The sequence below is a fragment of the Cupriavidus cauae genome (assembly GCF_026210475.1).
Lineage (GTDB): Bacteria > Pseudomonadota > Gammaproteobacteria > Burkholderiales > Burkholderiaceae > Cupriavidus > Cupriavidus cauae.
The window spans coordinates 2,894,891-2,920,745 of record NZ_CP080293.1; the positions used below are offsets into that span (position 1 = coordinate 2,894,891).

Annotated in this window: 20 protein-coding genes; 4 read left to right on the top strand and 16 right to left on the bottom strand. The window is 67.9% G+C overall.

All coding sequences use genetic code 11. The features are described from left to right. Nucleotides 1-10 precede the first annotated feature (10 nt). The 7 genes from odhB to ugpB all read right to left on the bottom strand — a co-directional run bounded on the left by odhB (nucleotide 11) and on the right by ugpB (nucleotide 10,073). Complete coding sequence (gene odhB, locus KZ686_RS12960) at nucleotides 11-1,267, bottom strand: 2-oxoglutarate dehydrogenase complex dihydrolipoyllysine-residue succinyltransferase (RefSeq protein ID WP_149319125.1); 1,257 nt, start codon at nucleotides 1,265-1,267, stop codon at nucleotides 11-13. A gap of 204 nt (nucleotides 1,268-1,471) precedes the next feature. After that, on the bottom strand, nucleotides 1,472-4,324 hold the full coding sequence (locus KZ686_RS12965) for a 2-oxoglutarate dehydrogenase E1 component (RefSeq protein WP_149319126.1): 2,853 nt from the start codon (nucleotides 4,322-4,324) through the stop codon (nucleotides 1,472-1,474). 402 nt (nucleotides 4,325-4,726) lie between these two features. After that, on the bottom strand, nucleotides 4,727-5,470 hold the full coding sequence (gene ugpQ, locus KZ686_RS12970; protein ID WP_265633484.1) for a glycerophosphodiester phosphodiesterase: 744 nt from the start codon (nucleotides 5,468-5,470) through the stop codon (nucleotides 4,727-4,729). A 127-nt stretch (nucleotides 5,471-5,597) separates the two neighbouring features. Then, nucleotides 5,598-6,710, bottom strand: coding sequence for a sn-glycerol-3-phosphate import ATP-binding protein UgpC (locus tag KZ686_RS12975; protein WP_150082925.1), 1,113 nt, complete (start codon nucleotides 6,708-6,710; stop codon nucleotides 5,598-5,600). Nucleotides 6,711-6,808: 98 nt separating this feature from the next. Then, entirely contained in the window at nucleotides 6,809-7,657 is an 849-nt protein-coding gene (ugpE, locus tag KZ686_RS12980; RefSeq protein WP_149319129.1) for a sn-glycerol-3-phosphate ABC transporter permease UgpE, read from the bottom strand. 36 nt (nucleotides 7,658-7,693) lie between these two features. Continuing rightward, nucleotides 7,694-8,575, bottom strand: coding sequence for a sn-glycerol-3-phosphate ABC transporter permease UgpA (ugpA, locus tag KZ686_RS12985; RefSeq protein ID WP_149319130.1), 882 nt, complete (start codon nucleotides 8,573-8,575; stop codon nucleotides 7,694-7,696). Nucleotides 8,576-8,741: 166 nt separating this feature from the next. Further along, nucleotides 8,742-10,073 carry a sn-glycerol-3-phosphate ABC transporter substrate-binding protein UgpB gene (gene ugpB, locus KZ686_RS12990; RefSeq protein WP_149319131.1) on the bottom strand — a complete coding sequence of 444 codons (1,332 nt, stop codon included), beginning with the start codon at nucleotides 10,071-10,073 and terminating at the stop codon, nucleotides 8,742-8,744. Between the two features lie 220 nt (nucleotides 10,074-10,293). On the opposite strand from ugpB, the gene KZ686_RS12995 reads away from it, so the two are divergent. After that, nucleotides 10,294-11,118, top strand: a complete 825-nt coding sequence (locus KZ686_RS12995; RefSeq protein WP_265632583.1) for an HAD-IIB family hydrolase — start codon at nucleotides 10,294-10,296, stop codon at nucleotides 11,116-11,118. 130 nt (nucleotides 11,119-11,248) lie between these two features. Here the strand turns inward: KZ686_RS12995 and KZ686_RS13000 are convergent, their stop codons facing one another. The 3 genes from KZ686_RS13000 to KZ686_RS13010 all read right to left on the bottom strand — a co-directional run bounded on the left by KZ686_RS13000 (nucleotide 11,249) and on the right by KZ686_RS13010 (nucleotide 15,110). Beyond that, nucleotides 11,249-12,796, bottom strand: coding sequence for a UxaA family hydrolase (locus KZ686_RS13000; RefSeq protein WP_265632584.1), 1,548 nt, complete (start codon nucleotides 12,794-12,796; stop codon nucleotides 11,249-11,251). 185 nt (nucleotides 12,797-12,981) lie between these two features. Continuing rightward, the gene (locus KZ686_RS13005) at nucleotides 12,982-14,016 is read right to left on the bottom strand and encodes a Bug family tripartite tricarboxylate transporter substrate binding protein (RefSeq protein WP_265632585.1); all 1,035 of its coding nucleotides are present in this window, start codon (nucleotides 14,014-14,016) and stop codon (nucleotides 12,982-12,984) included. 125 nt (nucleotides 14,017-14,141) lie between these two features. Next, nucleotides 14,142-15,110: a dihydrodipicolinate synthase family protein gene (locus KZ686_RS13010; RefSeq protein WP_226108682.1), complete on the bottom strand. Its 969-nt coding sequence runs from the start codon at nucleotides 15,108-15,110 to the stop codon at nucleotides 14,142-14,144. A gap of 279 nt (nucleotides 15,111-15,389) precedes the next feature. On the opposite strand from KZ686_RS13010, the gene KZ686_RS13015 reads away from it, so the two are divergent. Then, nucleotides 15,390-16,286 (top strand): LysR family transcriptional regulator, encoded by an 897-nt coding sequence (locus KZ686_RS13015; RefSeq protein WP_265632586.1) that lies wholly within the window; start codon nucleotides 15,390-15,392, stop codon nucleotides 16,284-16,286. Nucleotides 16,287-16,428: 142 nt separating this feature from the next. Here KZ686_RS13015 and KZ686_RS13020 read toward each other — a convergent pair whose 3' ends face one another. Together KZ686_RS13020 and KZ686_RS13025 are read right to left on the bottom strand one after the other, a co-directional pair. Further along, on the bottom strand, nucleotides 16,429-18,249 hold the full coding sequence (locus KZ686_RS13020; RefSeq protein WP_265632587.1) for an IlvD/Edd family dehydratase: 1,821 nt from the start codon (nucleotides 18,247-18,249) through the stop codon (nucleotides 16,429-16,431). A gap of 114 nt (nucleotides 18,250-18,363) precedes the next feature. Further along, nucleotides 18,364-19,431 (bottom strand): Bug family tripartite tricarboxylate transporter substrate binding protein, encoded by a 1,068-nt coding sequence (locus KZ686_RS13025; RefSeq protein ID WP_265632588.1) that lies wholly within the window; start codon nucleotides 19,429-19,431, stop codon nucleotides 18,364-18,366. A gap of 192 nt (nucleotides 19,432-19,623) precedes the next feature. Here KZ686_RS13025 and KZ686_RS13030 point away from each other — a divergent pair, with 192 nt between their 5' ends. Further along, complete coding sequence (locus KZ686_RS13030) at nucleotides 19,624-19,755, top strand: hypothetical protein (protein WP_265632589.1); 132 nt, start codon at nucleotides 19,624-19,626, stop codon at nucleotides 19,753-19,755. A gap of 32 nt (nucleotides 19,756-19,787) precedes the next feature. Then, entirely contained in the window at nucleotides 19,788-20,489 is a 702-nt protein-coding gene (locus tag KZ686_RS13035) for a fumarylacetoacetate hydrolase family protein (protein ID WP_265632590.1), read from the top strand. A gap of 78 nt (nucleotides 20,490-20,567) precedes the next feature. Here the strand turns inward: KZ686_RS13035 and ntrC are convergent, their stop codons facing one another. The 4 genes from ntrC to KZ686_RS13055 all read right to left on the bottom strand — a co-directional run bounded on the left by ntrC (nucleotide 20,568) and on the right by KZ686_RS13055 (nucleotide 25,781). Continuing rightward, a complete protein-coding gene (ntrC, locus tag KZ686_RS13040; RefSeq protein WP_265632591.1) occupies nucleotides 20,568-22,223 on the bottom strand; it encodes a nitrogen regulation protein NR(I) in 1,656 nt (551 codons plus the stop codon). Nucleotides 22,224-22,435: 212 nt separating this feature from the next. Continuing rightward, nucleotides 22,436-23,587 (bottom strand): nitrogen regulation protein NR(II), encoded by a 1,152-nt coding sequence (glnL, locus tag KZ686_RS13045; protein WP_226108672.1) that lies wholly within the window; start codon nucleotides 23,585-23,587, stop codon nucleotides 22,436-22,438. Between the two features lie 10 nt (nucleotides 23,588-23,597). Continuing rightward, entirely contained in the window at nucleotides 23,598-24,227 is a 630-nt protein-coding gene (locus tag KZ686_RS13050) for a DUF4124 domain-containing protein (RefSeq protein WP_265632592.1), read from the bottom strand. 138 nt (nucleotides 24,228-24,365) lie between these two features. Further along, a complete protein-coding gene (locus KZ686_RS13055) occupies nucleotides 24,366-25,781 on the bottom strand; it encodes a 3-hydroxylaminophenol mutase (protein ID WP_149319140.1) in 1,416 nt (471 codons plus the stop codon). Nucleotides 25,782-25,855: the final 74 nt, after the last annotated feature.

The following is a 25,855-nucleotide window of genomic DNA, read 5'->3' on the forward strand; positions in this document are numbered from 1 at the left end:
TCGGCGTCGATTACAGGTCCAGCAGCAGGCGGGCCGGATCTTCCAGCGCTTCCTTCATCGCCACCAGGCCCAGCACGGCTTCCCGGCCGTCGATGATGCGGTGGTCGTAGGACATCGCCAGGTAGTTCATCGGACGGATCACGATCTGGCCGTCTTCGACCACGGCGCGGTCCTTGGTGGCGTGCACGCCCAGGATCGCCGATTGCGGCGGGTTGATGATCGGGGTCGACAGCATCGAGCCGAACACGCCGCCGTTCGAGATCGAGAAGGTACCGCCCGACAGCTCGTCCAGCGACAGCTTGCCGTCACGGGCCTTGGCGCCGAACTCGGCGATCTTCTTCTCGATGTCGGCCAGGCTCATCTGGTCGGCGTTGCGCAGGATAGGCACCACCAGGCCGCGCGGCGAACCGACCGCGATGCCGATGTCGAAGTAGCCGTGGTAGACGATGTCGTTGCCGTCGACCGAGGCGTTGATGATCGGGTACTTCTTCAGCGCGTGCACGGCCGCCTTGACGAAGAAGGACATGAAGCCCAGCTTGACGCCGTGTTCCTTCTCGAAGCGGTCCTTGTACTTGTTGCGCAGATCCATCACCGGCTTCATGTTGACTTCGTTGAAGGTGGTGAGGATGGCATTGGTCTGTTGCGATTGCAGCAGACGCTCGGCGATACGGGCGCGCAGGCGGCTCATCGGCACGCGCTCTTCCGGACGATCGCCCAGCGCGGCGAAGTCGACCGGTGCGGAGACCTGCTGCAGGGCCGGCTTGGCGGCCGGGGCCGGGGCGGCCTTGGCGGCGGGCGCCGAACCGGCGGCGAGCACGTCGCCCTTGGTGATGCGGCCATCCTTGCCGGTGCCGGCGACCTGGCCGGCCGACAGGCCTTGCTCGGCCATCAGCTTGGCGGCCGACGGCATCGCCACGGCGCCGGCGGCGGCAGGCGCGGCAGCGGCCGGTGCGGCGGCCGGAGCCGGTGCCGGAGCAGCGGCCGGGGCCGGCGCGGCGGCGGCCGGAGCGGCGGCGCCGGCGGTGGCTTCGGTATCGATCTTGGCGATGACTTCATCGGCCGTCACGGTGTCGCCGTCGTTCTTGACGATCTGCGACAGCACGCCCGCGGAGGGTGCCGGCACTTCGAGCACGACCTTGTCGGTCTCGATTTCGATCAGGATTTCGTCCTGCGCGACCGCTTCACCGGGCTTCTTCTTCCAGTTCAGCAGGGTCGCCTCGGCGACGGATTCGGACAGTTGCGGGACCTTGACGTCAACAATGGCCATGGTGGGAGTTTCCTCGCTAGATGCGTGTATTCAGCGGTATTCGGGGCGAACCGGCGCAGTCGTGATCAAGGGAGGCGACTGGCGCGGTCCGATGCGGTTCGAAGCAATGCGATGCGATCGGGGATTGCGGGGCGCAGGTGCAAGCAAAGCGGCAAGCGCAGCGCGACAGGGCCCGCCAACGGCGCGCCCTGCCCGCACTGGCGCTTACTTGCTCAGCACGAAGCCCTTGAGCTTGGAGAACGCCGCGTCCAGCAGCGCCTTCTGTTGCTCGTTGTGCTTGGCGTAGTAGCCCACGGCCGGCGAAGCCGACGCCGGACGGCCGGCGTAGCCCAGCTTCTGCCCTTCCGTCATGTTCTCCATGATGTAGTGCTGGACGAAGAACCAGGCGCCCTGGTTCTGCGGCTCGTCCTGGCACCACACGATCTCGGTGGCGTTCGGATACTTCTTCAGTTCGGCGGCCACCGCCTTGTGCGGGAACGGATAGAGCTGCTCGAGGCGGATGATGGCGACATCGCTGGCGCCCCGCTCCTTGCGCGTCGCGACCAGGTCGTAATAGACCTTGCCCGAGCACATGATCACGCGCTTGACCTTGCTGGCGTTCAGTTCCTCGTGCTCGCCGATCACGGTCTCGAAATGGCCCTTGGCCAGATCCGACAGCGGCGACACCGCGTCCTTGTTACGCAGCAGCGACTTCGGCGTCATGATGACCAGCGGCTTGCGGAACAGCCGGATCATCTGGCGGCGCAGCAGGTGGAAGATCTGCGCCGGCGTGGTCGGCTGGCAGACCTGCATATTGTGGTCCGCGCACAGCTGCAGGAAGCGCTCGATGCGCGCCGAGCTGTGTTCCGGGCCCTGGCCTTCGTAGCCGTGCGGCAGCATCAGCGTCAGGCCCGAGGCGCGGCCCCACTTGACTTCGCCCGACGAGATGAACTGGTCGATCACGACCTGCGCGCCGTTGACGAAGTCGCCGAACTGGGCTTCCCAGATGACCAGCGCGTTCGGCTCGGCGGTCGAGTAGCCGTACTCGAAGCCCAGCACCGCTTCCTCGGACAGCACCGAGTCGATCACGGTGAACGGGGCCTGGCCTTCCGACACGTTCTGCAGCGGCACGTAGGTGCCCGCATCCCAGCGCTCGCGGTTCTGGTCATGCAGCACGGCGTGGCGGTGCGTGAAGGTGCCGCGGCCGGCGTCCTGGCCGGTGATGCGCACCGGATAGCCCGATGCCACCAGCGAGGCGAAGGCCAGATGCTCGCCCATGCCCCAGTCCAGCGGCTGGTCGCCGCGGCCCATGTTGGCGCGGTCCTTGATCACCTTCTCGACCAGCGGATGCAGCTTGAACTGTTCGGGGATCGTGGTGATCCGCTCGGCCAGGCGCTTGAGCTCGGTCACCGGCACGGCGGTGTCGGCGGCGTCGGTCCACTTGCGGTTCAGGAACGGCATCCAGTCGACGGCGAACTTGTTCTTGAAGTTCGACAGCACCGGATCGACCGTGTGCTTGCCCGCGTCCATCGCGGCGCGGTAGGCCTTGACCAGCTCGTCGCCGAAGTCGGCCGGCACCACGTTCTGCGTGGCCAGCTTGTCGGCGTACACCTTGCGGGTGCCCGGGTGCGCCGAGATCTTCTTGTACATCAGCGGCTGCGTGACCGCCGGGGTGTCCTGCTCGTTGTGGCCCAGCTTGCGGAAGCAGATGATGTCGACGACGACATCCTTCTTGAACTCCATGCGGTAGTCGACCGCCAGCTGCATCGCGAACACGACGGCCTCGGGATCGTCGCCGTTGACGTGCAGCACCGGCGCTTCGATCATCTTGACCACGTCGGTACAGTACAGCGTCGAACGGGCGTCGCGCGGGTCCGAGGTGGTGAAGCCGATCTGGTTGTTGATCACGATGTGCATCGTGCCGCCGGTACCGTAGCCGCGGGTCTGGGCCAGGTTCAGCGTTTCCATCACGACGCCCTGGCCGGCGAAGGCCGCGTCGCCGTGCACCTGCACCGGCAGCACCTCGCGATGGCCGGCTTCGCCGCGGCGCTCCTGGCGCGCCTTGGCCGAGCCCTCGACCACCGGGTTGACGATTTCCAGGTGCGACGGGTTGAAGGCGAGCGACAGGTGGACCGGGCCGCCTTCCGTCGACACATCGCTGGAGAAGCCCTTGTGGTACTTGACGTCGCCTGCCGGCAGATCGTCGACGTGCTTGCCTTCGAATTCGGCGAACAGGTCGGCGGGCATCTTGCCCAGCGTGTTGACCAGCACGTTCAGGCGGCCGCGGTGGGCCATGCCGATGACGATTTCCTGCACGCCCTGCTTGCCGGCGCGCTGGATCAGCTCGTCCATCGCGGCGATGAAGCTCTCGCCGCCTTCCAGCGAGAAGCGCTTCTGGCCGACGTACTTGGTATGCAGGAAGCGCTCCAGGCCTTCGGCGGCGGTCAGGCGCTCGAGGATGTGCTTCTTCTTCTCGGCCGTGAACACCGGACGGGCGCGCGTCGACTCCAGGCGCTCCTGCCACCAGCGCTTCTGCGCCTGGTCGCTGATGTACATGAATTCGGCGCCGATGCTGCTGCAATACGTCTCGCGCAGGTTCTGCAGCAGCTCGCGCAGGCTCATCGACTCCTTGCCGAAATAGGTGTTGCTGGCATTGAAGACGATGTCGAGGTCGGCCTCGGAGAAGCCGTAGAAGGCGGGATCCAGATCCGGCAGGGGCGGACGCTCCTGGCGCTTGAGCGGATCGAGGTCGGCCCAGTGCGAACCGATGTTGCGGTAGGCGGCGATCAGCTGGGTCGCGGCGACGCGCTTGCGGCCCATGTCGGCATCGGCCGAGGCGACGATGGTGCGGATCGGGCCCTGCTTGGCGCGCTCGGCGAACGAGGCGACGATCGGTGCGTGGGGAATGTCTCGGGAGGCGGTGCCGTTCGCGGCCGGCACGTTCTGCATCGCGTCGAAGTACGCGCGCCAGTTGTCGGGGACGGAGGCGGGATTCTGGAGGTAGGCTTCGTACAGCTCTTCCACGTACGGCGCGTTGCCGCCGAAGAGGTACGAATTGCTCTGATACTGCTGCATCATGGGGCGCTCACTATTCTTCGGGTATGCCGAAGTTAAGCGGGTTTATCAACCTTCCGCGACACGGCTTGACCGGTTAGCGGATTGCAAACAACTCTTGAAGGCCCCTAAGCAAACGGCACCACTGGGGTGCCGGCGCGCAGAAGCCCGGAAGGGCAAGTTGTGCGGGGAAGGACCTAAGTCTTCACTGCGCGTAAGAATAGCACGTTTGCGCAAACGTCCACCGCTCTTTTCCGGTAGTGCAACACCGATCCAACGATTTCCCGCGGTATTGCGCGCCTTGCCGGTTTTCCCAGCCGAAAACCCCGTTCGCAGCGGGGAATGGCTGTTGCGAAATGCCGTCGCTTTCTTTCAGACGGCTTTCATTCTGCTTTTTACCGCTCCGCCTTTACCGCTTTCACCGCTTCATGTTCCGTCGCGCGGGGGGATCCGGTCGACCGCGTCGGTAATCACCGCGTCGACGCCCCACCCCAGCAGCGCCGCGGCACGGTCAGGCTCGTTGACGGTATAGCAGGCGACCCGATAGCCGGCCCGGTGCGCCGCTTCAATCACATCTTGATTCAATTCCCGATGATTGGCGTCCAGCGCGACGCAGCCCAGCCGCGCCAGCCGGTCCAGCCAGTCGGCGGGCAGCGTGTCGAGCAGCAGCGCGCGTGGCAGGTCCGGCGCGACCCGGCGCGCGGCTTCCAGCGCCGCCTCGGAGAACGACGACAGCAGCGGCGGCACGGCGGCGCCGGCCCACAGCGCCAGCGCGTCGAGCGCGACCGCCGCGCCGGTGCGGGCCTCGGTCCCCGGCACCGGCTTGATCTCGATATTGACGTGCAGGCCGTTGGCGCGCGTGTAGGCCGCGATCGCCGCCAGCGTCGGGATCGGCTCGCCGGCATAGGCCGGGCTGTGCCAGCTGCCGGCGTCGAGCTGGGCGAGTTCGCCCAGCGTCAGCGCATCGGCGCGGCCGCGGCCGCTGGTGGTGCGCTCGAGCGTCGCGTCGTGCAGCAGCACCGCCTTGCCGTCGGCCGACAGCTTGACGTCGAACTCGAACATCCGATAGCCGAACGAGGCGCCGTGGCGGAAGGCCGCCAGCGTGTTCTCGGGCGCCAGCTTGCCGGCGCCGCGATGGGCGATCGTGCGCGGATAGGGCCAGGGCGGCAGCGTGCCGGCGGCTGCGGTCGCGCCGACTGCGGTCGCGGCGGCTGCGGTCCCGGCCGCCGCGGTCCGAGCAACTGCGGTTTGGCCGGCTGCGGTCCCGGCCTCGGTGGACTGGCGCTCGGCTGCCATCTCAGGCCTCGATCCGCTTGCCGCTGGCGTGGTCGAAGAAGTGCAGGTGCTCGCTCGATGCGGTGACCGGCAGCTTCTCTCCCGCCCGCACCTGCATATGGCCGTCGAGCCGGACCACCACCTGCTGGCCGCCGAGCGTGCCGTAGGCGAACGAGTCCGCGCCCAGCGCCTCGACCACGCGCACGTCGATCTGTGCGATGGCTTCGTGCGGGGCGCACGGTTCCACATGCTCGGGCCGCAAACCCAGCAGCGCCTGCTGCGGCAGATGCAGGCCCATCGGCAGATGGCCCAGCGTGGCCTCGGATGGCTGGCCGTCCGGTCCGAGCACGCGCATCTGCGCATCCGATGGCACCGTGCCCTGCCCCGCCTCGTTGCGCTGCACCGGAATCAGGTTCATCGGCGGCGAGCCGATGAAGCCGGCAACGAAGATGCTGGCCGGCCGCGCATAGACCTCGAGCGGCGTGCCGATCTGCTCCACGCGTCCGCCGTTGAGCACCATCATCCGATCGGCCAGCGTCATCGCCTCGACCTGGTCGTGCGTGACATAGAGGCTGGTGGTGCGCAGGCGCCGATGCAGCTCCTTCAGTTCCAGCCGCATCTGCACGCGCAGCTTGGCGTCCAGGTTGGACAGCGGCTCGTCGAACAGGAACACCGCCGGCTCGCGCACGATCGCGCGTCCCATCGCCACCCGCTGGCGCTGGCCGCCCGACAGCTGGCGCGGCTTGCGCTCGAGCAGCGGCGCCAGCTCGAGAATGCCGGCGGCATGGCGCACGCGCTGTTCGATCTCGGCCTTCGGCATGCCGCGGATCTTCAGGCCGTACGCCATGTTGTCGTAGACCGTCATGTGCGGATAGAGCGCGTAGTTCTGGAACACCATCGCGATATCGCGCTCGGCCGGCTCCAGCCGATTGACCACGCGATCGCCGATATGGACCTCGCCGCCGGTGATGGTCTCGAGCCCCGCGACCATCCGCAGCAGCGTCGACTTGCCGCAGCCCGACGGGCCGACGATCACGATGAACTCGCCATCGTCGATCTCCATGTCGATGCCATGCACGGCGGCGACATTGCCGGCGTAGGTCTTCTGTACGTTTCGGAGCGACAGTTTTGCCATGTGTTTCTGTTGTTCGATGGGTGTTGCCCGATCTTTGTCGGTAGGCTTTCCCCTCTCCCCGGGTACGGGAAAGGCGAGGAACACAGTGCGGGATTCCGCTACTTCTCGGTCTCCACCAATCCCTTCACAAACCACTTCTGCATCAGGATCACCACCACCGCGGGCGGGATCATCGCCAGCAGCACGGTCGCCATCACCAGGTTCCACTCGGTGGCGGCATCGCCCGAGCGCGAGATCATCTGCGTGACGCCGACCACCACCGGGATCATCGACTTCTGCGTGGTGATCAACAGCGGCCACAGGTACTGGTTCCAGCCGTAGATGAACTGGATCACGAACAGCGCCGCGATGCTGGTCTTGGACAGCGGCAGCAGCACGTCGAGGAAGAACCGCATCGGCCCCGCCCCGTCGATGCGCGCGGCCTCGGCCAGTTCGTCCGGCACGGTCAGGAAGAACTGCCGGAACAGGAAGGTCGCGGTGGCCGACGCGATCAGCGGCACCGTCAGGCCGACATAGCTGTCGAGCATGCCCAGGTCCGACACCACCTCGTAGGTCGGCAGGATGCGCACCTCGACCGGCAGCATCAGCGTGATGAAGATCATCCAGAAGAAGGTCTTGCGCAGCGGGAACTTGAAGTACACCACCGCGAAGGCCGAGATGATCGAGATCGCGATCTTGCCCAGCGAAATGCCCAGCGCCATGATCATGCTGTTCATCAGCATGGTCGACACCGGGGCCGCCGCCACGCCGACGCCGGAGAACAGCACGGTGCGGTAGTTCTCCAGCAGGTGCGGGCCGGGGATCAGCGTCATCGGCGCGTCGAGCACCTCCTCCGCGGTCAGCGTCGAGGCGACGAAGGTCACATAGACCGGAAAGGCCACGATCAGGATGCCGATGATCAGCACCACGTGGGTCAGGAAATCGAGGAAGGGACGCCGTTCTACCATGAGGGATACCTGTCTGCGGTCTGCATTCGTCGACGTTCAATACTGGACGCGCCGCTCGACGTAGCGGAACTGCACCACCGTCAGCGCGATCACGATCGCCATCAGGATCACGGACTGCGCCGCCGAGCCGCCGATGTCCATGCCGCGGAAGCCGTCGTGATAGACCTTGTAGACCAGCGTGTTGGTCGAATTGAACGGCCCGCCGTGCGTCACCGCGTCGATGATGGCGAAGGTGTCGAAGAACGCGTACACCACGTTGATCACCATCAGGAAGAAGGTGGTCGGCGACAGCAGCGGGAATACGATCGACCAGAAGCGGCGCCACGGGCCGGCACCGTCGATCGCCGCGGCCTCGATCAGCGAGCGCGGGATGCTCTGCAGCCCGGCCAGGAAGAACAGGAAGTTGTAGCTGACCTGCTTCCACGCCGCGGCGATGATCACCAGCAGCATGGCCTGGTCGCCATTGAGCAGGAAGTTCCAGTCCACGCCCATCTGGCGCAGCACGTACGAGACGATGCCCAGTGTCGGATTGAACAGGAACATCCACAGCACGCCGGCCACCGCCGGCGCCACCGCATAGGGCCAGATCAGCAGCGTCTTGTAGGCGACCGCGCCGCGCAGCGCGCGATCGGCGAAATAGGCGAGCAGCAGCGCGAACGACATGCCCAGCAGCGCCACCCCGACCGCGAAGATCGCGGTCACGCGGAACGACTCGATGTAGTTCGGGTCGTTCCACAGCGTCATGAAGTTGGCCGCGCCGACATATTCGAGGCTGATGCCGAAGGCGTCCTGCTGCAGCACCGACTGGTACAGCGCCTGGCCCGCGGGCCAGAAAAAGAAGATCAGCGTGATCGCGATCTGCGGCAGCACCAGCAGATACGGCAGCCAGGGCGAACGGAAGACGACGCGTTTTTCCATGCGTGGCGATGACAAAGGAGCGCCGTCGCGGCGCCCCGGGGGAAATTGGACCTGCCTCGGACCGGCCGCCCGCCGCATCGGTACGGCGGCACGGCGGCGCGGCGGCAGAAGCCGGAACGAATCGCGGGCGGCAAACCGGAAGGGGCCGCCGCCCGCTGGCCGCCGCTTATTCCTTGGCGGTGCGCTGGAAGCGTTCGAGCAGCTCGTTGCCGCGCTTGACCGCGGTATCGAGGGCTTCCTTGGGCTCCTTCTTGCCGGCCCAGACCGCTTCCAGTTCCTCGTCGACCACGGTGCGCACCTGGACCATATTGCCCAGCCGCACGCCGCGAGACTTGTCGGTGGTCTTGACGACCATCTGCTGCACCGACACGTCGGCGCCCGGATTCTTCTCGTAGAAGCCCGACTTCCTGGTCAGCTCATACGCCGCCATCGTGACCGGCAGATAGCCGGTGGCCTGGTGCCAGTCGGCCTGGATCTCCGGGCGCGACAGGAAGGTGAAGAACTTGGCCACGCCCTTGTATTCCTCGGGCTTGCGGCCGGCCATCACCCACAGCGAGGCGCCGCCGATGATGGTGTTCTGCGGGGCGCCCGGCACGTCCGGGTAGTACGGCAGCTGCGACACGCCAAACGCGAACTTGGCGTTCTTGCGCACGTTGGCCAGCGTCGCCGACGAGCCGGTAAACATCGCGCATTCGCCGTTGAAGAACTTCGCGCCCGACTCGGCCTTGCGGCCGCCGTAGCTGAAGTAGCCCTTCTTGACCATGTCCTGCAGATTCGAGATGTGCTTGACGTGCAGCGGGCTGTTGAACACCAGGCGCGTATCGGTGCCGCCGAAGCCGTTGTTCTTGGTCGCGTACAGCGTGTTGTGCCAGGCCGAGAAGCTCTCCAGGTGAACCCAGCCCTGCCAGTCGGTGGTGTAGGCGCAGTTGCCGCCCGAGGCCTTGATCTTGGCCGAGTACTGCATCACCTCGGGCCAGGTCTTGGGCGGCTTCTCGGGATCGAGGCCGGCCTTCTTGAAGGCGTCCTTGTTGTAGTAGAAGACCGTGGTCGAGCTGTTGAACGGGAACGACAGCATCTCGCCCTTGGCGGACGTGTAGTAGCCCGCCACCGCCGGGATGTAGACCTTCTGGTCGAACTTCTCGCCGGCTTCCTTCATCACGGTCGAGACCGGCTTGATCGCGCCCTTGGCGCTCATCATGGTGGCGGTGCCGACCTCGAACACCTGCAGGATCGCCGGCGCGCCGCCGGCGCGGAAGGCGGCGATGCCGGCCGCCAGGGTTTCATCGTAGTTGCCCTTGTTGACCGGCACGATCTTGTACTCGGTCTGGCTGGCGTTGAACTTGCTGGCAACCTCGTTGACCTTGTCGTTCAACGCGCCCTGCATGGCATGCCACCATTGCACTTCGACGGCGGCGTGCGCGGCGCCGGTGGCGGACAGCGCGGCCACGGCGGCGGCCGCGGCGGCAAGCTTGATGGTGATGGTGCGGGGGATGGTCATCGACGGCTCTCCTCGTTTATTGCGTCATCCAGTCGGAAACCGGCTGAATGTATGCATTTTTTGTGACAAGCGGATGTTACTCCGCCAGCGCGCGCCGAGAAACCGAGCGTTTCTACCAATGTCCACGCGGCTTCGGGCCCAATCGGCCCCGGGCGAAGGCAAGATGACAGCGCCGTGACATAGCTTAGGCGACGCAACTTGCGAGGTACAATGCGCCGCCATGCCGACCCCGCAAACCCTCCCCGACCTCCCCGTCTTTCCGGCTGCGCTGCCCGCCGCGGCGCTGCGCCGCGTGCGCGGCGTGCTGACCGATATCGACGGCACGCTGACCACCGCCGGCCGCCTGCCGGCGCAGACCTATCTGGCCATCGAACGCCTGCGGCACGCGGGCCTGCAGGTGATTCCGGTCACCGGGCGCTGCATCGCCTGGGCGGAAATCCTGACGCGGTTGTGGCCGGTCGACGCGATCATCGGCGAGAACGGCGCGTTCTACTCGCACCTGCGCGACGGGCGCCTGGTCACGCGCTTCATCGACGACGCCGATACGCGCGCGCGCAACCTGCGGCGCATCGACGAACTGGCGCAGCGGATCCTGCGGGAGGTGCCCGGCTGCGCGCTGGCGTCCGACCAGCACTGGCACGCGGCCGACCTGGCGATCGACCATGCCGAGGATGTCGCGCCGCTGCCGCCCGCGGCGGTGGACCGCATCGTCGCGCTGATGCGCGAGGCCGGCATGACCGCCACCGTCAGCTCGATCCATGTCAACGGCTGGTTCGGCCGGCACGACAAGCTCAGCACCAGCCGCCTGTGCGCGGCCGAACTGCTCGGCGCCGACCTGGACGCCCAGCGCGACGAATGGGTGTTCATCGGCGATTCGGCCAACGACGCCGCGATGTTCGCCCACTTCCCGCTGTCCGTCGGCGTGGCCAATGTGCGCGAGATCCTGCCGCTGCCGGTGCCGCCGGCCTATGTGACCGAGGCCGCCGGCGGCGAAGGCTTTGCCGAGATGGTGGACGCGCTGCTGGCGGCGCGGGACGCCGGCTAGGCGCCGAGCCGCCCAGGGGCCCTGCCGCACTGGCGCACTGCCGCGCCACCGCACGTTCGCACCGCCGCACCGCCGTACTACCGTACTACCGCACCGCCGCCCGGCCCGGCGCCGACACCGGCCTCTGGCATCAACTCATGATGCCAATGTGCCAAGGCACGAACTCGTTGTCGCCCAGCCCCAGCAGCTCGCTCTTCGAACGCTGCCCCGACGCGGTGCGCAGCATCAGCTGGAAGATCTCCTCGCCGACCTGCTCGATGGTCTTCTCGCCGTCGAGGATGGTGCCGCAGTTCAGGTCCATGTCCTCCTCCAGCCGGCGGTACATCGGCGAGTTGGTGGCCAGCTTGACGCTGGGCACCGGCTTGGCGCCGAACATCGAGCCGCGCCCGGTGGTAAACGCGATCAGGTTGGCGCCGCCGGCGATCTGCCCGGTGGCCGACACCGGGTCATAGCCCGGCGTATCCATGAAGACCAGGCCATGTTCGGTCACCGGCTCGGCATAGCGGTAGACCGCCATCAGCGGCCCGGTGCCGCCCTTCATCGACGAGCCCAGCGACTTCTCGAAGATGTTGGCCAGCCCGCCCATCTGGTTGCCGGGGCTGACCTGCCCGTTGATCTGCACATCGCGTCCGACCGAATACTCGTCCTTCCACCAGCGGATCCGCTCGACCAGCTTCTCGCCGACCGCGCGGCTGACCGCCCGCCGCGTCAGCGTGTGTTCGACGCCATAAATCTCCGGCGTCTCCGACAGGATCGCGGTGCCGCCGTGGCGCACCAGCAGGTCCACCGCGGCGCCCAGCGCCGGATTGGCGGTGATCGACGAAAAGCCGTCCGAGCCGCCGCACTGCAGGCCGACGGTCAGGTGGCTGGCCGGCACCGGCCGGCGCTCGACGCGGTTGGCCTCGGGCAGCAGCGCCATCACCGCGGCGATGCCGGCCTCGATGGTCTTGCGCGTGCCGCCGCTGTCCTGCATCACGAAGGTGCGCAGCAAGGGGCCGTCCTGCAGCGACTGCGTCTCCAGCAGGCCCTTCAACTGGTTGCGCTCGCAGCCCAGCCCGACGATCAGCGCGCCGCCAAGGTTGGCATGGCGCGCGTAGCCGGCCATGGTCCGCCGCAGCAGGTCCATCGGCTCGCCGGTCATCTCCATGCCGCAGCCCAGCGAATGGCTGAAGGCCACCACGCCGTCGACATTCGGATAGTCGGCCAGCCGCTCGGGCGTGAACCACTCCGCGATCTTGCGCACCACGGTGGCCGAGCAGTTGACGGTCGACAGGATGCCGACATAGTTGCGCGTCGCGACGCGGCCATCGGCCCGCACGATGCCGTCGAACATCGCCTGGCGCGACGCCGGCACGCGCTCCACCGGCACATAGTCGCGGCCATAGGCGTAGTCGCGCTCGTACTCCTGGAAGCTGACGTTGTGCGAATGGACATAGCTGCCCGGCGCGATGTCGGTCGCGGCGAAGCCGATGCAGACGTTGTACTTGACGATCGGCTCCCCGGCGCGGATGGCCCGCGCGGCGATCTTGTGGCCGGCCGGCACTTGGGCGCGCGTGGTCCAGGGCTGGCCCGGCACCTGCGCGCCGATGCCGACATCCATGCGCGCGACCAGGACGTTGTCGGCGGGATGCAGGCGGATGCAGGGGCCCAGCAGGGTCTTGTCGTGGCGAGCTTCCATACGGCGCTTGTTTCCGTGTTGCGTGTCAGAGAAATGGGATTGGGATAGAGACCCGCGTTCGGCGCTTCGGCGCTTCGGCGCTTCGGCGCTTCGCGTTTCGCGTTTGGCGTTTGGCGTTTGGCGTTTGGCGTTTGGCGTTTCGGCGTTTGGCGTTTCGGCGTTTCGGCGCGAAGGCGGGGTCGGGCTTACTCCGGCCGGATATTCGACGCCTTCACCACCGCCGCCCATTTCGGGACTTCGCCCGTCATGAACTTGCCGAACTGCTCGGGATTGGTGCCCAGGATATTCAGGCCCTGCTCGGCGAACTTGGCGCGCAGGCCCGGCTCCTTCAGTGCCTGCGCGACCTCGTCGCTGATGCGCGCGGCGATCGGGCGCGGCGTGCTGGCGGGCAGGAACAAGCCGTACCAGGTCAGCACCTCGAAATCCTTCAGCCCCGCTTCGGCCACCGTCGGCACCTGCGGCAGGCTCGGGGCGCGGGCCAGGCTCGAGACCGCGATCGCCTTCAGCTTGCCCGACTTGATGAACGGCGCCGCCACCGGCACGTTGGCGAACATCACCGGCACATTGCCGGCGATCACATCGGTCAGCGCGGCCGACTCGCCCTTGTAAGGCACATGCGTCAGCTTGATGCCGCTCATGGTGTTGAACAGTTCGCCGGCGATATGCTGCGGGCCGCCGGGTCCGGACGAGGCATAGCTGGTCAGCTTGCCGGCACGCACCAGCTCGGCCACCTCCTTCACCGTGGTGGCGGGCACCGACGGATTGACCACCATCACCAGCGGCATCGATACCACCTGCGTCACCGGAATGAAGTCCTTCAGCGGATCGAACGGCAGCTTCGCGTACATGCTCGGCGCGATCACCATGGTCGACTGCGAGGCCAGCATCATCGAATAGCCGTCCGCCGGCGACTGCGCGACGTTCGACGCGGCGATGGTGCCGGTCGCGCCGGGCCGGTTCTCGACCACCACCGATTGACCCATCTGTTTCGACAGCTGCGCGCCGAGCTGGCGCGCGACGATGTCCGCGCCGCCGCCGGGCGCGAAGCCGACCACCACGCGGATCGGCTTGCTGGGAAAGGCGTCGGTGGCGGCCGCGGCGGGGCCGGCCGCAAGGGCCATCAGGGCCGTCGTGGCCAATCCGGCCGCTCGGGCGTACAGGGTGTGGCGAAGGCCGGCGATGCGCCGGGATGGCCGGCATGGCTGGTTGGTGAAGGTCATGGTCGTCTCCTGGGGTGTCGTTGTATGTTGTTGTGCGGGTTTCAGGCATGCCGTGGCATACCCGGGTCGCAGCTCGGATCGAAGCCCGGTTCGGTGCCCGAGTCGGCGCCGAGATGCGGATGCCATCAGGCCGCGAGCCGTTCCGCCCCCGGCATCGCAAAGCCCAGCGCATCGAGCGCCTGACCCAGCAGCGCGCGCTGCCCTTCCTGCAGCTCGGTCAGCGGCGGCCGCACCGTGCGCCAGCCGCCGTCGGCGCTCTGCACCGCGATCGCTTCCTTCATCGCGGCAATCATCGGGAACTGCTGGAAGGCCGCGCGCGTGCGGTTCAGCGCGGCCTGCCGCGCATCGGCATCGGCCGCCTGCCAGTTGGCGTACAGGTCGACGATCGGCGCGGGATTGACGTTGCCGGTGGCGGTGATGCAGCCCGCCCCGCCCGCACGCATGGTTTCCAGCAGGATCGCCTCGGTTCCGGCGAAGACATCGAAGCCGCGCGCGCCGAAGCGCTCGATCATGGCACGCGTGTTGGCGAGATCGCCGGAGCTGTCCTTGATGCCGGCGACGATGCCGGGATAGGCGGTCAGCAGCCGGTCGATCAGGTCCAGGCCCAGTGGCACCTGGCTGACCGCGGGGATGTGGTACAGGTAGACGCGCAGGCGCGCATTGCGGGCCGTCTCGTCGGCCGCCTCGCCGGCCGTGCCACCGACCGCCTCGATGACCTCGGCAAACGCGCGGAACAGGCCATCGTCGCTGACGCCCTTGTAGTAGAACGGCGGCAGCATCAGCACGCCGGCGCAGCCCGCGGTGACCGCGTGGCGCGTCAGCGCGATGGCGTCCGGCAGCGCGCAGGCGCCGGTGCCGGGCATCAGGCGATCCGGCGGAATGCCGGCGTCCAGCAGCCGGTCCAGCAGGCCGCGCTTCTCGTCCAGCGACAACGAGTTGGCCTCGGAATTGGTGCCGAACACGGCCAGCCCGACGCCCTGCTCGATCAGCCAGCGGCAATGCCGCACGAAACGCCGCGCGTCGGGCGCATAGCCGTCGGTGAACGGCGTGAGCACGGGGGAAAAGACGCCGCGTGGGCGGGCGGACTCGGTCATGGCTGTCTCCGGGGATGGGCGCCTGGGCGGCTGGCCCGATGGATCGGGCTCGACGAATGGCGATCAAGGAATGGGGCCATTCTAGGAACCGCCAATCCGCGAAAACAGCATCGAACGGCTGCTTCAAACGATAATGTTTTTTGGGTTCCACCGGGGCGAACAGCCCGGTATCCCGACCGCGCTTTGCTAACATCTGCCGCGCCGCTACGCCCCGCTGCGTGCTGCTGCGTCCCGCTGCCCCCTTACGACTCCCTACGACAACAAGAGGCCTGCCCCGCCGTGGACATTCGCTACCTGCAGAGTTTCGTCGCCGTGGTCGAGCACGGCTCGTTCGCCGAAGCGGCACGGCGCCTGGGCCTGACGCCGGCCGCCATCGCGGCGCGCGTCAAGGCGCTGGAGGAATCGCTGGATACGCCGCTGGTGCAGCGCGCCGGACGCACCGTGGTGCCGACCCAGGGCGGGCTGCGCATCCTGCCGAAGGCGCGCGCGGTGGTGCGCGATGTGCGCGACCTGAACGCGGTCGCGCACGACGACAGCCTGCTGGGGGAACTGCGGCTCGGCGTGTCGACCTCGGCGCTGACGGGTCTGCTGCCGCCGATCCTCAAGCGCGTCTACGCCGCGCATCCCCAGTTGAAGATCTTCGTCGAACCGGGTTCGTCCTCGCACCTGTATCGCCGCATCGTCGGCGGCGATCTCGATGCCGGCATCATCGTGGCGCCGCAGTTCGCGATTCCGAAGGCGTTCGAGTGGCACGTGCTGGTGCGCGAACCGTTCATCGTGCTGGCGCCCGAATCGATGGCCGAGCGCGGCGCGCACGAACTGCTCGCCACCGAGCCGTTCATCCGCTACGACCGCGGCATGTGGGGCGGCATGGTGGCCGACCGCTATCTGCACGAGCACAACATCGTGCCGCACGAGCGGCTCGAGATCGACGCGCTGAACGCGATCGCGACGATGGTGCACCAGGGCATCGGCGTGTCGCTGGTACCGGACTGGACACCGCCCTGGCCCGAAGGCATTCGCGTCGCGCGCATTGCGCTGCCGGGCCGCGCGCCGGTGCGGCAGGTCGGCCTGCTGTGGTCGCCGCACGCCGCGCACGGCGCGCTGGCGCGCACGCTGCTCCAGCATGCGGCGAGCGCGACCGGGCAGCGCCAAGGGGCGCTAACTGGGCGCTAACTGGGCGCTAACGGTGTGCTCACCGGGCGCGAAGGGTGCGCTAGCGAGACGCCAAGGGTGGCGCTCCATGGCGGCGCCAAGGGGAACGCCAAGGGCAGCCCAGGGGCCGCCCGCGCCGCGGCGACTTCTATCGACCTGCAATCTACTCCGGCGCCTGCGGCGTCTTGCCGCGCGATTCGGCGGCGCGCAGGAAGTCGAAATCGACGCCCCGGTCCGCCTGCGTCACCGTCTGCAGGAACAGCTTCAGGTAGCCCCGCGGCGCGCTGGGCTCGCGCACCGGATTGGCCGCACGGCGCCGCTCCAGCTCGTCCTCCGCCACCAGCAGGCTCAGCTCGCGGCGGCTGACGCTCAGGCGAATCCGGTCGCCGGTGCGCACGTGCGCCAGCGGTCCGCCCACCGCGGCCTCCGGCGTGACATGCAGCACCACGGTGCCGAACGCGGTGCCGCTCATGCGTCCATCCGAGATGCGCACCATGTCCTTGACCCCGGCGCGCGCCAGCTTGCGCGGGATCGGGATATAGCCCGCCTCCGGCATGCCGGGGGCGCCTTTCGGACCGATGTTCTTCAGCACCAGCACATCGTCGGCATGGACGTCGAGATCGTCGCTGTCGATGCGCTCGACCAGGTCCTGCGAGTTCTCGAACACCACCGCGCGGCCCTCGTGCTCCATCAGCGCGGCGTCGGCGGCGGACTGCTTGATGATCGCGCCGCCCGGCGCCAGGTTGCCGCCCAGCACGGCGATGCCGCCCTGCGGATAGATCGGATCGGCGATCGGGCGCACCACGTCCTGCGCGAAGCCGGGCCCGGCGGCATCGAGTTCCTCGCCCAGCGTGCGTCCCGTCACGGTCAGCGCGTCGAGCCGCAGCAGCGGCCGCAGCTCGCGCAGCAACGTGGCCATGCCACCGGCCTTGTGGAAGTCCTCCATGTAATGCTGGCCGCTGGGCTTCAGGTCGAGCAGCACCGGCGTCTCGCGGCCCATGCGGTCCAGCGCCTGCATGTCGATGTCCAGGCCCATGCGTCCCGCGATCGCGGCCAGATGCACGATGCCGTTGGTCGAACCGCCGATCGCCAGCAGCACGCGCATCGCGTTCTCGAACGCGGCCGGCGTCAGCACCTTGTCGATGGTCAGCCGCTCGCGCGCCATCGCCACCGCGCGCGTGCCGGTCAGTTCGGCGATGCGGATGCGGTCGGCGGTGACGGCCGGCGGCGTGGCGGCGCCGGGCAGGCTCATGCCCATCGCCTCGGTCAGGCAGGCCATCGTGCTGGCGGTGCCCATCACCGAACAGGTGCCGACGCTGGCCACCAGTTGGTCGTTGACCTGCGCGGTCTCGTGCGCGTCGATCTCGCCCGCGCGGAACTTGCCCCAGTAGCGGCGGCAATCGGTACAGGCACCCACGCGCTCGCCGCGATGCGAGCCGGTCAGCATCGCGCCGGTCACCAGCTGGATCGCCGGCACGCCCGCCGAGGCCGCGCCCATCAGCTGCGCGGGCACGGTCTTGTCGCAGCCGCCGATCAGCACCACCGCATCCATCGGCTGCGCGCGGATCATCTCCTCGGTATCCATCGACATCAGGTTGCGCAGCACCATGCTGGTCGGCGCGGCGAAGCTCTCGTGGATCGAGATGGTCGGAAACGGCATCGGCAACCCGCCCGCCAGCAGGATGCCGCGCTTCACGGCCTCGATCAGCTGCGGCATGTTGCCGTGGCAGGGATTGAAGGCGCTGCCGGTATCGGCGATGCCGATCACCGGCCGGTCGAGCGCGGCATCGGTATAGCCGGAGCCCTTGATGAAGGCCTTGCGCAGGAACAGCGAGAAGCCTTGGTCGCCGTAGTTGGTCAGGCCCTTGCGCAGGCCGGCGTCGGGGCGAACATCGCTGCGGGTATCGCTTCCGGTGTCGCGCTGGCTGTCATCGGTGGATGCGGGAGACTTGGGGGTTGCGGGATTGCTGGGCGTGGTGCTCATCGTCGTTGATTGGTCGTGGCTTTCGTCGTTGCTTTCGTCGTTGCTTGCGTCGTTGCCTGGAGGCGGGGTCGGTGCAGTGGCATGGGAGGCGTGGCATCGGGCCGGCGCCGGGCCTCAACTATCCGACTCGATGCCGGCCTCGGTGATGACCTTCTGCCAGCGGGTCACCTCGTCGCGCAGGCGCTCGGCGGCCTTGTCGGGCGAGCTCGGGGGCAAGGCGTAGACGCCCTGCTGCAGGAACTGCGCCTTGACCGCCGGCATCTCCAGCATCTTCGCCAGCGCGGCATTCAGGCGCTGCACCACCGGCGCCGGCGTGCCGGCCGGCGCCAGCACGCCGAAGGTCGAGCTGACGTCGAGCGCCGGCATGCCGCTCTCTCCGGCCGCGGGCACGTCGGGCAGCATCGAGATCCGTTTTGCCGCCGCCACCGCAACCGGCCGCAGTTGCCCGCTCTTGATGAAGGGCTGCGCCGCCGGCACGGTCTCGACCATCATGTTGACCTGCCCGGCGACGAGGTCGGTCATCGCCGGGCCGCTGCCCTTGTAGGGGACGTGCACCATGTCGATGCTTGCCTCCTTGCGGAAGATCTCGGCCGCCATCCGCTGCGGCGCGCCGGCGCCCGAGCTCGCATAGTTCAGCTTGCCCGGATGGGCCTTGCCGTACTGGATCAACTGCTGCAGCGTGGTGACCGGCAGCTGCGGATTGACCACCACGACCAGCGGCACCGAGCCGACCACCATCACCGGCACGAAGTCCTTCAGCAGATCGTAGCGCAGCCGCCCTTTCTCCAGCGTGGCCATCGTCGAATGCGAGGTCAGCGCGCCCATCAGCAGCGTGTAGCCGTCCGGCGCGCTCCTGGCCACGGCCTCGGCGCCGATATTGCCGCCGGCGCCGCCGCGGTTCTCCACCACGACCTGCTGGCCCAGCGCCTCGCCGAGCCGGGCGGCGACGATGCGGCCGATCACGTCGGTGGCGCCGCCCGGCGGATAGGGAATCACGAGGCGCACCGGCTTGTCCGGGTAGGCGGCCAGGGCGGCGGGCGCGAGCGCGGCCCACAGCGGCGCGGACAGCGCGAGCAGGCCGGCGCGCAGCCAGGTTCGGCGGAGTACCGGACGGGCTGCGGCGCGGGATGTGGGGCGGGGGCGGGATGTGGCGCTGGATGCCGGAGGCGGCTTGGTGGTCATGGGGGTCTCCTGATCTCGTTATGCCGGGGCGGTCCTCGTGCCTCGCGTGCGAACGCATGGAGGCACGGGTCGCCGTGACGGCAAGTGTGGAGACGAGCGGGACGCGGAAGAAGCGGTTGCCGCACCGATTAACCAAAAAATTATTTTGGTTTGGGGCCAGCCCAGTCCGCGCATCATCCATCGGAGTTTTCGATGCTCAGCCCCAAAATGATTCGTTTCATATTGCGAGTCCTGCTCAGTACAATCGGCTCCGATCCTGTCGATGTCGCCGATTTCGCCGTCTTGCGATATCGCCAATATCGTCCAGTGGTCGATATCGCCTGACGCCCCGCATCCCTTCTTCATCCCATCACACCATGACCGAATTCGTGATTCCGCCCGTCGAGCAGGCCAGCGTGGCCGTCGCCGGCAGCAACGCCCGCTTCCCCATCCGCCGCGTGTTCTGCGTGGGACGCAACTACGCCGCCCATGCGCGCGAGATGGGCAAGGATCCGGACCGCGAGCCGCCGTTCTTCTTCACCAAGCCGGCCGATGCGGTGGTGCCCGCGCAAGGGACCGTGCCCTATCCCCCGCTGACCGACAACCTGCACCACGAGATCGAAATGGTGGTGGCGATCGGCAAGGGCGGCACCGACATCGCCGTCGAGCGCGCGCTGGAGCATGTGTGGGGCTATGGCGTCGGCGTGGACCTGACGCGCCGCGACCTGCAGGACGTCGCCAAGTCGATGAGCCGGCCGTGGGACTGGTCGAAGGCCTTCGACGCGTCCGGTCCGTGCGGGCCGCTGCAGCCAGTCGGCGCGGTCGGCCATCCGGCCCAGGGCCGCATCTGGCTCGAGGTCAACGGCGAGGTGCGGCAGCAGGGCGACCTGAACGAGATGATCTGGCCGGTGGCCGATGTCATCGCCTATATCTCGCAGAGCGTGGCGCTGGCTCCCGGCGACCTGATCTTTACCGGCACGCCGGCCGGCGTCGGCAAACTGCAGCCGGGCGATGCGGTGCGCGGCGGCGTGGCGGGACTGGGCGAGTTCGCCTTCACGGTTGGAACGCGCCGGGGCTGAACACCGACGCGGACCTCCCAAACAAAAACGCCACGGCTTGCACCGTGGCGTTTTGTATTGCGCGATCGCTCGCGCCGCTCAATCGAAGCCCAGTTCCTGCAGCTTGCGCGTGATGGTGTTGCGGCCGATGCCGAGCCGGGTCGCGGCCTCGACGCGGCGGCCGCGGGTGACGCCCAGCGCGGCCTCCAGCACCGCCTTCTCGAAGCGGCGCGTGAGCGCGTCCATCACTTCGGGCTGGCCCGCCTCCAGCATCGCGCGGGCCTCGCCCGCCAGCAGGGTTTCCCAGCCGGGCGCGGGCGCGGCGGCCGAGGCCGAGCCCGCCAAGCCCGCCATGCCGGGGGTGCCCGCGGTACCAAACGCCCCCGTCGGCGCCATGCGGCCGCCGTAGCCCGGCGCTTCCGCATCGTTTGGTAGCGTGGCCGCGCCGTCGGCGGCAAACCCGCCCGGCCCCGCGGCGGCCATGCCACCGGCCATGCCGCCAGCCGAAGCGCCAACCATGGCGCCCGCATCGGCCGCATCGCCGCCGGGCTCGGCGACGCGCGCGACGCCATAGTTCGCCATGCCGGCCTGCCCTTCCGGCGCGCCGCCGATCATCTCGCGCGGCAGGTCCTTGACCTCGATGGTCTGCGCGGGCGCCATCACGGTCAGCCAGTTGCACAGGTTTTCCAGCTGCCGCACGTTGCCCGGGAACGGCAGCGTGCTGACATAGGCCAGCGCCTCGTCGGACATGCGCTTCGGCTCCACGCCCAGTTCCTTGGCGCTCTTCTGCAGGAAATGCCGCGCCAGCAGCGTGATGTCCTCGGGCCGTTCACGCAGCGGCGGCAGCCGCAGCCGGATCACGTTCAGGCGGTGGAACAGGTCCTCGCGGAACAGCCCTTCCTTGACGCGCGTTTCGAGGTTCTGGTGGGTGGCGGCGATCACGCGCACATTGGCGCGCAGCGGGTTGTGGCCGCCGACGCGATAGAAGTTGCCGTCCGACAGCACGCGCAGCAGCCGCGTCTGCAGGTCGAACGGCATGTCGCCGATTTCGTCGAGGAACAGCGTGCCGCCCTCGGCCTGCTCGAAGCGGCCGCGGCGCATGGTCTGCGCGCCGGTGAAGGCGCCCCGCTCGTGGCCGAACAGTTCGGACTCGAGCAGGTCCTTCGGAATCGCCGCGGTATTGAGCGCGATGAAGGGGCCGTTGGCGCGCGGGCTGTGCTTGTGCAGCGCGCGCGCGACCAGCTCCTTGCCGGTGCCGGACTCGCCGGTGATCAGCACCGTCACGTTCGACTGCGACAGCCGGCCGATCGCGCGGAACACGTCCTGCATTGCCGGCGCCTGGCCTAGGATTTCGGGCGCGTCGAGCAGGCGGTCGTCCATCTCCTCCTCGCGCAGGCTTTCCTCCAGCGCGCGGCGGATCAGTTCGACGGCCTTGTCGACGTCGAAGGGCTTGGCCAGGTATTCGAAGGCGCCGCCCTGGAAGGCCGCCACCGCACTGTCCAGATCGGAGTAGGCGGTCATCACGATCACCGGCAGCCCCGGATGGCGGCCCTTGATCGCCTGCAGCAGATCGAGGCCCGAACCGCCGGGCATGCGGATGTCCGAGATCAGGACCTGGGGCTCGTCGTCCTCGAGCGCCGACAGGACGTCGCGCACGTTGGTAAAGCTGCGGGACAGCAGGCTCTCCCGGGCCAGGGCCTTTTCCAGGACCCAGCGAATAGATTGATCGTCGTCGACTATCCAGATCGGCTTCATGTGCGTCGCTTGTCTGCTCGGTGTTTCGGAGGTCCGCCTTCGCTGCGCTGTCCACCCGGCGTGGGGGCCATGGGCCGTAAGGCCGCAAGCCCTCAAGCCCCCTCAAGCCCTCGAGTCCTTAAGCCCTTAAGCCCTTAAGCCCTCAAGGCCTCAAGCCCTCAAGCCCTCAGGCCCTCAAGCCCTCAAGCCCGTCCGGGGCCGTCCCGGGTCGTTCAGCGCAGCGGCAGCAGGATGCGGAAATCGGTACAGCCGGGCCGGCTCTCGCATTCGATCAGACCCTCGTGCTGCTGCACGAAGGTCTGCGCCAGTGTCAGACCGAGCCCACTGCCGCCATCCCTGCCCGATACCAGCGGGTAGAAGATGCGTTCGCGAATATCCTCGGGAATGCCCGGACCGTTGTCGATCACATGCAAGTCCAATGCCAGCTTGTACAGCCGCTTGGCGATCGTGACCTGCCGCGCGACCCGCGTGCGCAGCACGATCTGCGCATCGCCGCGCGCGATGCGCTCGGCCAGCGCCTGCGCCGCGTTATGGACGATGTTGAGCACCGCCTGGATCAGCTGCTCGATATCGCCGGACAGCTCGGGCAGGCTCGCGTCGTAGTCGCGCACGATCTCGAGGCCGTTGGGGAATTCGGCCAGCACCACCGAGCGCACGCGCTCGAGCACCTCGTGGATATTGAGCTCGCGCACGATATGCGGATGCCGGTGCGGCTCGAGCAGGCGGTCGACCAGCGTCTGCAGGCGATCCGATTCCTTGATGATGACCTGGGTGTATTCGCGCAGGCTGCGTTCGGGCAATTCGAATTCGAGCAGCTGCGCCGCGCCGCGGATGCCGCCCAGCGGATTCTTGATCTCGTGGGCCAGATTGCGGATCAGCTCCTTGTTGGCCGAGGTCAGGTCGAGGATGCGTTCCTCCCTTTCGCTGCGGACCTTCTGCTCGTTGGGCAGTACCTCGACCAGCGCGGTGCCGGGGCTCGCGTCGATGCCGCCGATCACCACATGCGCGTGCATCGGCTCGCGCAGCGGCGGTTGCAGGACCACGTCCTGGCGCCGCGCATCGACCTGGCGCGCCAGCACCGAATCGATCATCGCGTCGAGCTCGTCGGCGCGGCCGAACAGCGCCGACAGCGACAGCTCCAGCATCGACTTGCGCGAGAGGCCGAAGCTGGCCTCGGCGGCCGGGTTGGCGTAGACGATGCGCATGCCGGGCTGCGCGACCAGCAGCACGGGGTTCGGCATCATGTCGAGCCCCGCGGCGAGCGCGGCCAGCGCCGGCGACGTCGGGGACGCGCTGTCCTCGTCGGCCGGCGCGCGGTCGGCGCCGCCGACCTTGCGTGAAACGCTGCGAATCAGGCGGCGCATCGATCGATCCTCAATCCTTCAGGTTGGCCAGCTCGCGCCGCAGCGCGGCCGCATTGGCCTCGCTGCGGGCGATGTCCTCGCGCAGCGCGGCGGTGCGGTCCAGATAGCGCTGGTAGTTGCGTTCGTCGCCCTGCCGCTCCGGCTGGCCCTCGTTGAATTGCGCGCGCAGCGTGGCCAGCTTGGCCTGCTCGCTGCGCAGCTCCTCTTCCAGCACGGCGCGGCGTTCGCCGTCGCGGCGGCGCTGCGTGGCCGCGTCGATGCGCGGGAAGTTCGCCGCGGTGGCGCCATCGATCGGCGCCGGATTGACACCGCCGCCGCCACCGCCCCGCGCCGCCTGCCGGGTCACCGGCACGGTCAGCACGTCGGGCAGGTCCAGCCGCTTGCAGCCCTTGCCGCCATTGCCGTTGCGGTATTCGGGCACGCCCTTCGGGCCGCTGCAGACGTAGATCTCCGAGCCGTTCGACGCGGACTGCGCCGAGGACTGTGCCGCTGCGGGCGCCGTGCCCAGCGCGCCGAACGCCGCCGCCACACCCGCCGCGATGCCCAGCAACAGGGCGGCCGATGCACCGGTCCGGGGTGGCGGCGCCGGTTCGGCACCGGGGCGGTGCGGCGGGCGGGACGAAGACAGGGTCGCGGTCATGGACGGGCGTCGCATCGGCAGGGATCGAGGTCGGAGGAAGCCCAATTCTAGCGAGCCAAACAAAAAGGGACAGCCGAGGCCGCCCCTTCCTGGTGCAACAAGCACGGTGTACTTGCAGCGGGTGCTGACAGCGCCTGCTTACAGCGAGTAGTACATCTCGAACTCGAGCGGATGGGTGGTCATGCGGAAGCGGGTCACTTCCTCCATCTTCAGTTCGATGTAGGCGTCGATCATCGTGTTGCTGAACACGCCGCCACGGGTCAGGAACTCGCGGTCCTTGTCCAGGTACTCGAGGGCCTGATCCAGGCTCGAGCACACGGTCGGGATCTTCGCATCCTCTTCCGGCGGCAGGTCGTACAGGTTCTTGTCCGCGGCCTCGCCCGGGTGGATCTTGTTCTGCACGCCGTCCAGGCCGGCCATCATCAGCGCGGCGAAGCCCAGGTACGGGTTCATCAGCGGATCCGGGAAGCGGGTCTCGATGCGGCGGCCCTTCGGGTTCGCCACGTACGGGATGCGGATCGAGGCCGAGCGGTTGCGGGCCGAGTAGGCCAGCTTGACCGGGGCTTCGAAGCCCGGCACCAGACGCTTGTACGAGTTGGTACCCGGGTTGGTGATCGCGTTCAGCGCACGGGCGTGCTTGATGATGCCGCCGATGTAGTACAGCGCGAACTCCGACAGGCCGGCGTAGCCGTTACCCGCGAACAGGTTCTGGCCGTCCTTCCAGATCGACTGGTGCACGTGCATGCCCGAGCCGTTGTCGCCGACCACCGGCTTCGGCATGAAGGTCGCGGTCTTGCCGTAGGTGTGGGCGACGTTCTGGATCACGTACTTCTGCAGCTGCGTCCAGTCGGCGCGCTGCACCAGCGTGCTGAACTTGGTGCCGATCTCGTTCTGGCCCTGGCCGGCCACTTCGTGGTGGTGGACTTCGACGGGGATGCCCAGCGATTCGAGGATCAGACACATTTCCGAACGCATGTCCTGGAAGGTGTCGATCGGGGCGACCGGGAAGTAGCCGCCCTTCTTGCCCGGACGGTGACCGCTGTTGCCGTGCTCGAACTCGCGGCCCGACGACCACGGCGCTTCTTCCGAATGGATCTTGACGAAGCAGCCCTGCATGTCGATGTTCCAGGTCACGCCGTCGAAGATGAAGAACTCGGGCTCGGGACCGAAGTAGGCAGTGTCGCCCAGGCCGGTGCTCTTCAGATAGGCTTCGGCGCGCTTGGCGATCGAACGCGGGTCGCGGTCGTAGCCCTTGCCGTCGGACGGCTCGACCACGTCGCAGGTCAGCACCAGCGTCGGCTCTTCGTAGAACGGGTCGATATGGGCGGTGTTCGGATCCGGCATCAGCAGCATGTCCGATGCCTCGATACCCTTCCAGCCGGCGATGGACGAGCCGTCGAAAGCATGGCCGCTCTCGAACTTGTCGTCACCGAAGTGCGAGGTCGGCACGGACACGTGCTGCTCCTTGCCCTTGGTGTCGGTGAAACGGAAGTCGACGAACTTGACGTCGTTTTCCTTCACCAGCTTCATCACATCTGCAACGCTCTGCGCCATGCCTATCTCCTGGTAATTCGGCTGAGTTCAGTTGGAGCCATTCACGTGCCGGCCGCCGGGGGCGCATCGCTGCC